Annotated in this window: 9 protein-coding genes; all 9 read right to left on the reverse strand. The window is 67.9% G+C overall.

All coding sequences use genetic code 11. The annotated features are described in order from the left end of the window. Positions 1 to 38: 38 nt before the first annotated feature. A complete protein-coding gene (gene ureC, locus OZ671_RS22850; RefSeq protein ID WP_268862860.1) occupies positions 39 to 1,754 on the reverse strand; it encodes an urease subunit alpha in 1,716 nt (571 codons plus the stop codon). Positions 1,755 to 1,789: 35 nt separating this feature from the next. Beyond that, positions 1,790 to 2,095 carry an urease subunit beta gene (locus OZ671_RS22855; protein WP_268862861.1) on the reverse strand — a complete coding sequence of 102 codons (306 nt, stop codon included), beginning with the start codon at positions 2,093 to 2,095 and terminating at the stop codon, positions 1,790 to 1,792. A gap of 3 nt (positions 2,096 to 2,098) precedes the next feature. Further along, positions 2,099 to 2,356 carry a DUF1272 domain-containing protein gene (locus OZ671_RS22860; protein WP_268862862.1) on the reverse strand — a complete coding sequence of 86 codons (258 nt, stop codon included), beginning with the start codon at positions 2,354 to 2,356 and terminating at the stop codon, positions 2,099 to 2,101. 30 nt (positions 2,357 to 2,386) lie between these two features. Continuing rightward, positions 2,387 to 2,980 carry a HupE/UreJ family protein gene (locus OZ671_RS22865; protein ID WP_268862863.1) on the reverse strand — a complete coding sequence of 198 codons (594 nt, stop codon included), beginning with the start codon at positions 2,978 to 2,980 and terminating at the stop codon, positions 2,387 to 2,389. Between the two features lie 86 nt (positions 2,981 to 3,066). Beyond that, positions 3,067 to 3,369, reverse strand: coding sequence for an urease subunit gamma (locus tag OZ671_RS22870; protein ID WP_268862864.1), 303 nt, complete (start codon positions 3,367 to 3,369; stop codon positions 3,067 to 3,069). Positions 3,370 to 3,378: 9 nt separating this feature from the next. After that, positions 3,379 to 4,248, reverse strand: a complete 870-nt coding sequence (locus OZ671_RS22875) for an urease accessory protein UreD (protein WP_268862865.1) — start codon at positions 4,246 to 4,248, stop codon at positions 3,379 to 3,381. Between the two features lie 111 nt (positions 4,249 to 4,359). After that, a complete protein-coding gene (pssA, locus tag OZ671_RS22880; protein ID WP_268862866.1) occupies positions 4,360 to 5,211 on the reverse strand; it encodes a CDP-diacylglycerol--serine O-phosphatidyltransferase in 852 nt (283 codons plus the stop codon). 28 nt (positions 5,212 to 5,239) lie between these two features. Then, on the reverse strand, positions 5,240 to 5,941 hold the full coding sequence (locus OZ671_RS22885; protein ID WP_268862867.1) for a phosphatidylserine decarboxylase: 702 nt from the start codon (positions 5,939 to 5,941) through the stop codon (positions 5,240 to 5,242). A gap of 82 nt (positions 5,942 to 6,023) precedes the next feature. Beyond that, the gene (gene tatC, locus OZ671_RS22890) at positions 6,024 to 6,917 is read right to left on the reverse strand and encodes a twin-arginine translocase subunit TatC (RefSeq protein ID WP_268862868.1); all 894 of its coding nucleotides are present in this window, start codon (positions 6,915 to 6,917) and stop codon (positions 6,024 to 6,026) included. Positions 6,918 to 7,046 lie beyond the last annotated feature (129 nt).

A 7,046-nucleotide genomic window follows, 5' to 3' on the forward strand; every position in this document is an offset into this window, starting at 1 on the left:
CGCGCCCATCCTGGCTACAGGGCCCTGCGGCGGGCCGGTCAGAACAGAAAATAGCGCTGGGCCATCGGCAGTTCGCGGGCCGGCGCGCAGGTCAGGAGCTCGCCGTCGGCGCGCACCTCGTAGGTCTCCGGGTGAACCTCGATATGAGGTGTTGCACCGTTGTGGATGAGGCTTTTCTTGGAAATACCGCCGCGCACGTTCTCGACCGGCAGCACGATGCGCTGCAGCCCGAGGTCGCGATGCACGCCGCGCTCATAGGCCGCCTTCGACACGAAGGTGACCGAGGAGGCGGTCGCCGCCTTGCCGAAGGAGCCGAACATCGGCCGGTAGTGCACCGGCTGCGGCGTCGGGATCGAGGCATTGGGATCGCCCATCGGCGCCGCCGCGATAGTCCCGCATTTCAGCACCAGCGAAGGCTTGACGCCGAAGAACTTCGGGTCCCACAGGACGAGATCGGCGAGCTTGCCGGCCTCGACCGAGCCGATGTGTCGCGACAGGCCGTGGGCGATCGCCGGATTGATCGTCACCTTGGCGATATAGCGCTTGACGCGGAAATTATCGGCGCCGGTACCGGCGTCTTCGGCCAGCGTGCCGCGCTGCACCTTCATCTTGTGGGCGGTCTGGAAGGTGCGGATGATCACCTCGCCGATCCGGCCCATGGCCTGGCTGTCGGACGCCATGATCGACAGGGCGCCCATGTCGTGCAGGATGTCCTCGGCCGCGATGGTCTCCTTGCGGATCCGGCTTTCGGCGAAGGCGACGTCCTCGGGGATGCTTGGCGACAGGTGATGGCAGACCATCAGCATGTCGAGATGTTCCTCGATCGTGTTGACCGTGTAGGGCATGGTCGGATTGGTCGAGGACGGCAGCACGTTCTCGATCATCGCGACCTTGATGATGTCGGGCGCATGGCCGCCCCCCGCCCCTTCGGTGTGGAAGGCATGGATCGTGCGGCCCTTGAGCGCGGCGATCGTGTCGTCGACGAAACCGGACTCGTTCAGCGTGTCGGTATGGATCATCACCTGGACGTCGTGCTCGTCGGCGACGGCGAGGCAGTTGTCGATCGCCGCCGGCGTCGAACCCCAGTCCTCGTGCAGCTTGAGCGCGCAGGCGCCCGCCTCGACCTGCTCGACCAGCGCGTCCGGCAGGGCCGCATTGCCTTTGCCGGAAAAGGCGAGGTTCATCGGAAAGGCCTCCGCCGCCTGCAGCATGCGCGCGATGTGCCAGGGGCCGGGCGTGCAGGTGGTGGCGGTGGTGCCCGACGCCGGACCGGTGCCGCCGCCCAGCATGGTGGTGAGCCCGCTCGCCAGCGCATCGTCGATCTGCTGCGGGCAGATGAAGTGGATATGCGTGTCGATGCCGCCGGCGGTGAGGATCTTGCCCTCGCCGCCGATCGCTTCCGTGCCGGGCCCGATGATGATGTCGACGCCAGGCTGGACGTCGGGATTGCCGGCCTTGCCGATGGCGGCGATGCGTCCGTTCTTCAGGCCGACATCGGCCTTCACGATGCCCCAGTGGTCGATGATCAGGACATTGGTGATGACGGTGTCGACGGCCCCGCCCCGGTTGGTCACCTGGCTCTGGCCCATGCCGTCCCGGATCACCTTGCCGCCACCGAACTTCACCTCCTCCCCCGGGATGGTGAAGTCCTTTTCGACCGTCACGAACAGCTCGGTGTCGGCGAGACGCACCGTGTCGCCGACGGTCGGGCCGAACATGTCGGCATAGGCCGCCCGGGACATCCGATAGGGCATGATCGTCTCCTCGAAGGCCGCCGGACGGCGCCGGCTTACAGCTTGCCCATCACGTCCCGGCGGAAGCCGTGGACGGTTCTCGTGCCCTGATAGGGCACGAGCGTCACCTCGCGGGTCTGGCCCGGCTCGAACCGCACGGCCGTGCCGGCGGGAATGTCGAGCCGCATGCCGCGGGCGAGTTCGCGATCGAATGCGAGCGCCGGATTGGCCTCCGCGAAATGATAGTGCGAGCCGACCTGCACCGGGCGATCGCCGGTGTTCGACACGATCAGCACGAGGCTGTTGGCGCCGGCATTGAGCACGATCTCGCCGGCCGGCGTGATGATCTCACCGGGTTTCATGGTTCAGGGCCTCGCGGTCGCGCCGGCGCAGCCATCCGGCTTCAATATCCGCTTCGTGGAGGCCGGGAACCGGGCGAGCTTGCCTGCCGGCCGCACCGGCCGGCGCACCAGCTCGCCGCCGCAGTTCGGGCAGGTGCCGTTCAGCACCGTTCCGGCGCAATCGGCGCAGAAGGTGCATTCGAAGGTGCAGATCATGGCGTCACGCGCCTCCGGCGGCAGGTCGCGGTCGCAGCATTCGCAATTGGGGCGCAGGTCCAGCATGGCCGATCTCCTCAGGGTTGCCCGGCCAGATCACGCCAGTCCCGACGAGACGGCAAGGACCAGCCCGGCGATCGCGGTCAGACCACCTGCCGCGCGCACGGCGACGGGCGTCGCCAGCCGCGCCGCAAGCACGGTGATACCGATGCCGACGGCATGCAGCGCGGCGGTCGCAACCGCAAAGCCCAGCGCGTAGCCGAAGCCGGAGGCATCGGCCGGCACCTCGACGCCGTGGGCATGGCCATGGAACAGGGCGGCAAGGCCGATCAGCGCGGCGCCCGCCGCAAGGCTCGGCCGGGCGGCCAGGGCCACGGCAAGGCCGATGAGCAGGACGGAGGCGAGGATCCCCTGCTCGACGAAGGGCAGGCCGATGCCGGCCATGCCGAGCACGCCGCCGACCACCATCACGCCGACGAAGGTGGCGGGCCAGATCCACAGCGCCGGGCCGCCGCGCATGCCCGCCCAGAGGCCGACCGCCACCATGGCCAGCATGTGATCCAGGCCGGTCAGGGGATGCATCAGGCCGGCAGCGAAGGCCGAGGTCGATCCGATGCCGGTATGGGCCTCGGCGGCCGTGGTCATCATGACCGCGACGAGAAAGGTCAGGAAGGGGGACGTCGGCTTCATCGAACTGGTTCCCAGGGCGTTTCGGGCAATGCTTCTTCGGTCGTGGATGCGCAGGCGCTTGCAGCAGCGACTGCCGGCCGGCCTTCTCAACGGATCGGATCGTGCACGGTGACGAGCTTGGTGCCGTCGGGAAAGGTCGCCTCAACCTGCACGTCGTGAATCATCTCGGCAATGCCGCTCATCACCTGATCGCGGCCGACGACATGCGCCCCCGCCTCCATGAGATCGGCGACGCTGCGGCCGTCACGCGCGCCCTCGACCACGAAGTCGGTGATCAGCGCGATGGTCTCCGGATAGTTGAGCTTGACGCCGCGTTCGAGCCGCCGGCGGGCGACCAGCGCCGCCATGGCGATCAACAGCTTGTCCTTCTCGCGCGGCGTGAGATTCATGCCGTCCCCTCAACAAGACCAGACCCGCGGCAAGGGGCCGCGCAGTCCTTCCAGAAGCCGCACCAGGCCGCGCCGCAAGGCGAATGGGTCGGCCGACAGGAGCCGCGCCGACAGGAGCCCTTCGAAAGCGCTCGCCCCGCCCTCGACGCCGGCCTCGGCAAGGCCGGCCAGGCGCTCGCGGACCGGTTCGAGACGCGCCTCCGCATCGGGCGATACGATGACGAGGCTCGCCGCGGCGAGCGCGCCCGCGCCTGCGGCACGGCGGGCGAGGCGGCCAGCGACCGCGCCGTCGAACTTCAGGCCTTCCGCATAGACGAGCCGGCCGGCGCGCCGGATGCGCCAGCGGTCGAACAGAAAAGCCGTATCGACGCTTTCGCCGCGGGCAAGGCGGCCGAACACGACGCTCTCGACGCCGAGGAACGAGGCATCCCCCGCCATGTCGACCGCCAGCCGGCGATCGAGCGCGGCGCCGTCGAACAGGATCGCTTCCTGCGGCAGCCAGTCGAGGCAGGCGCCGGCCGCCAGCGTGATGCTGGTCGAGAAGGCGCCGACCCCGCCGGCCGACCGATAGACCTTCTCGGCAGCCTGGCTCGCGACCACCGCACGGGCCCCCTCGCCCAGCGTGACGGCCAGATCGAAGCGATCGCCGCCGGTCAGCCCGCCGGCCGTGTTGATGACGACCGCCTCCAAGGGCATTCCGGGCGCAGGCCGCGGCAGGCGAATGCGCAGGCCCGCCTCCTGGTAGCATTCGCGCAGCACGGTCTCGCCGTCGCGGCGCACGAAGCCGAGACGCGCGACGCCATGCGCACGCTCGAGCTGCGCGCCAGCCTCGCGCCAGCGATAGGCGGCGCCGTCGGACGTGATTGTCGCCATAGCCATCATGATCTCAGCCGCGCCGATCTTGAAACGTGGCCAGAAACCGGACAAGGCGAGAAATTGAGCAGATCTGCCTGAAAAATCGGCAGATAGATGCAAATCTGGGCTGCGGCGCTAGGCGACCCGGTCGGGGCCCTCGCCCTCCGCTGCCGGCAGGGCTGCCTCCGTCGGCACTGCCTCGGCACGCGCCAGGGCCTGGGCCTTGGCGGCGCCGAAGGGCAGCGAGATCAGATAGAGCAGCGTGCCGACCGACAGCACGATCCAGGGATAGCTCATCAGCAACGCGACGAAGGCGATGGCCGCGACGAACAGCGGCAGCACGCTTTCGCGCGGCACCTTGGCGCCGAACTTCTTGCCCGAGAAGACCGGCACGCGCGACACCATCAGGAGCGCGATGGCCAGCGTGAAGGCGGTGACCAGCCAGGGATGGATCAGACCCTTGGGAACGCCGATATTTTCGAGATAGATCGGCAGCATGACCAGCACCGCGCCGGCCGGAATCGGCACACCGGTGAAGAAGTTGGCCATCCAGGCCGGCTGGCTCGGATCCTCGATCTGCACGTTGAAGCGGGCGAGCCGCAGCGCGCCGCAGATGGCGAAGACCAGCACGGCGATCCAGCCGATCGGTCCCGCCTCGTTCATGCCCCAGAGATAGAGCACCAGTGCCGGCACCGCGCCGAAGCTGACGAAATCGGCGAGGCTGTCGAGCTCGGCGCCGAACTTGGAGGTGCCCTTCAGGAGCCGGGCGATGCGCCCGTCCATGGAATCGAGCACGGCCGCGCCGAGGATCAGGTAGACCGCCAGCTCGATCTTGCCCTCGAGGGCCATGCGGATGGCGCTGAGACCCGCGCACAGCGCCAGCAGCGTGATCAGGTTGGGAATGAGCAGGCGCAGCGGCACGGGCCGGAACCGGCGGCGCGGCGGCTCGTTCCGATCAGGCGTGAAAGGCTGGAACAGCGAATTCATCGGACAAAACTAGCGCGGATTGGCCATGTCAGCCAACACGCACGAGCCGCGACTCTTCGCGCGAGGTCATGTCGGCGAGAACCGTCTCGCCGGCGACCGATTTCTGGCCGACCGCCACCAGGGGCTTCGCCCCTTCCGGGAAATAGACATCGACCCGCGACCCGAAGCGGATCATGCCGAAGCGCTCGCCGACGCCGATCTGATGGCCGGTATCGACCCACCAGACGATGCGCCGCGCGACCAGGCCGGCGATCTGCACGACGCCGAACTTGCCATAGGCCGATTCGATGGCGAGCTCGTTGCGCTCGTTGTCCTCCGAAGCCTTGTCGAGGTCGGCATTGAGGAACTTGCCGGGCCGATAGGCCATGGCGGTGATCTTGCCGGAGATCGGCGCCCGGTTCACATGGCAGTCGAACACCGACATGAAGATCGAGACGCGCGGCACCGGCGCCTCGCCGAGGCCGAGCTCGAGCGGCGGCACGGCCAGCGAAACCAGCGAGACGCGGCCATCGGCCGGCGCGATCACCAGTCCCTCGCGCACCGGCGTCACCCGCACCGGATCGCGGAAGAAGAACACCACCCAGACGGTCAGCGCCAGCATCGGCCAGGCGAGCCAGGCGCCGAGCCAGATCAGGATCAGCGTGCCGACGGCGGCGATGCCGATGAACGGATAGCCCTCGCGGTGGACCGGCACGAGCACCGTGGTCTTGATGCTGTCGAGAATGGACATGGAATACCCCCTGGACGCGCCGCCGGCTTAGGTGCCGCAGGCGCGCGGAACGGTCAATGGGGCGGGCCACAGGCCCGCCGGGTCAGGTGGCGGGCTTGGAGGTCGGATCGGGCGTCTCGGTCCTGCCGTCGCCTTCGTCCTCGTCGTCGTCGCGGTGCGCGTCTTCGAGCGCCCGGCGCTTCTCGATCCGGCCGACCACGAGGATGCCGATCTCGTAGAGCAGGCACAGCGGGATGGCGAGCGAGAGCTGGCTGATGACGTCGGGCGGCGTCAGCACTGCCGCGATGATGAAGGCGATGACGATGAAATAGCGCCGCTGCTTCTTCAGGAAACCGGTATCGACCACGCCGATCTGCCCGAGCAGCGCGATGATCACCGGCAACTGGAACGAGATGCCGAAGGCGAAGATCAGCGTCATGATCAGGCTGAGGTAGTCCTCGACCCGGCCGAGATACTGGATGGCGGTGGCGCCTTCGGCCGGCGCCTGCTGCATGCCGAGCGAGAACAGCATCAGCGCGCGCATGACGAAGACGAGAACGAAGATGCCGCCGGTGAAGAAGCAGATCGGCGTCCAGATCAGATAGGGCCGGAACGCATCCTTCTCATGGCTGTAGAGTCCCGGCGCCACGAATTTGTAGAGCTGGATGGCGATGACCGGAAAGGCCAGGAAGGCGCCGCCGAACATGCCGATCTTCAGCTGGGTGAAGAAATATTCCAGCGGCGCCGTATAGATCAGCCGCACCTCGCTGCGCGGGATCTTCAGATAGTCGGCCGCCCATTCATAGGGCAGCACCAGGATCTGGAAGATCTGCTTGGCGAAGATGAACGACAGGATGAAGCAGAAGACGAAGCCGATCAGCGCCTTGATCAGGCGGGAACGCAGCTCGATCAGATGCTCGATGAGCGGCGCCTTGGATGCCTCGATCGCCGCTTCGTCTGCCTTGAGCTTGTCTTCTTTGGAATCGGCGAGCGTCATGCCTTGGTCTTTCGGGCGCGCTTCGGCTTCTCGGGCGCCTCGTCGGCGGCGGGCTCGGCGGCAGCTTCGGGGGATGCGGCGGGCTCCGCGGCCGGTTCGGAAGCGGGGGCTGCCGCCTTGCGCGTGCGC

It is taken from the genome of Phreatobacter sp. AB_2022a (genome assembly GCF_026847585.1).
In the GTDB taxonomy this organism is placed as follows: Bacteria; Pseudomonadota; Alphaproteobacteria; order Rhizobiales; family Phreatobacteraceae; genus Phreatobacter.

Coding starts and splice junctions, on each gene's coding strand:
- OZ671_RS22875 (WP_268862865.1), bottom strand. CDS start 4,248: ATGGCTATGGCGACAATCACGTCCGACGGCGCCGCCTATCGCTGGCGC.
- ureC (WP_268862860.1), bottom strand. CDS start 1,754: ATGCCCTATCGGATGTCCCGGGCGGCCTATGCCGACATGTTCGGCCCG.
- pssA (WP_268862866.1), bottom strand. CDS start 5,211: ATGAATTCGCTGTTCCAGCCTTTCACGCCTGATCGGAACGAGCCGCCG.
- OZ671_RS22860 (WP_268862862.1), bottom strand. CDS start 2,356: ATGCTGGACCTGCGCCCCAATTGCGAATGCTGCGACCGCGACCTGCCG.
- OZ671_RS22865 (WP_268862863.1), bottom strand. CDS start 2,980: ATGAAGCCGACGTCCCCCTTCCTGACCTTTCTCGTCGCGGTCATGATG.
- tatC (WP_268862868.1), bottom strand. CDS start 6,917: ATGACGCTCGCCGATTCCAAAGAAGACAAGCTCAAGGCAGACGAAGCG.
- OZ671_RS22885 (WP_268862867.1), bottom strand. CDS start 5,941: ATGTCCATTCTCGACAGCATCAAGACCACGGTGCTCGTGCCGGTCCAC.
- OZ671_RS22870 (WP_268862864.1), bottom strand. CDS start 3,369: ATGAATCTCACGCCGCGCGAGAAGGACAAGCTGTTGATCGCCATGGCG.
- OZ671_RS22855 (WP_268862861.1), bottom strand. CDS start 2,095: ATGAAACCCGGTGAGATCATCACGCCGGCCGGCGAGATCGTGCTCAAT.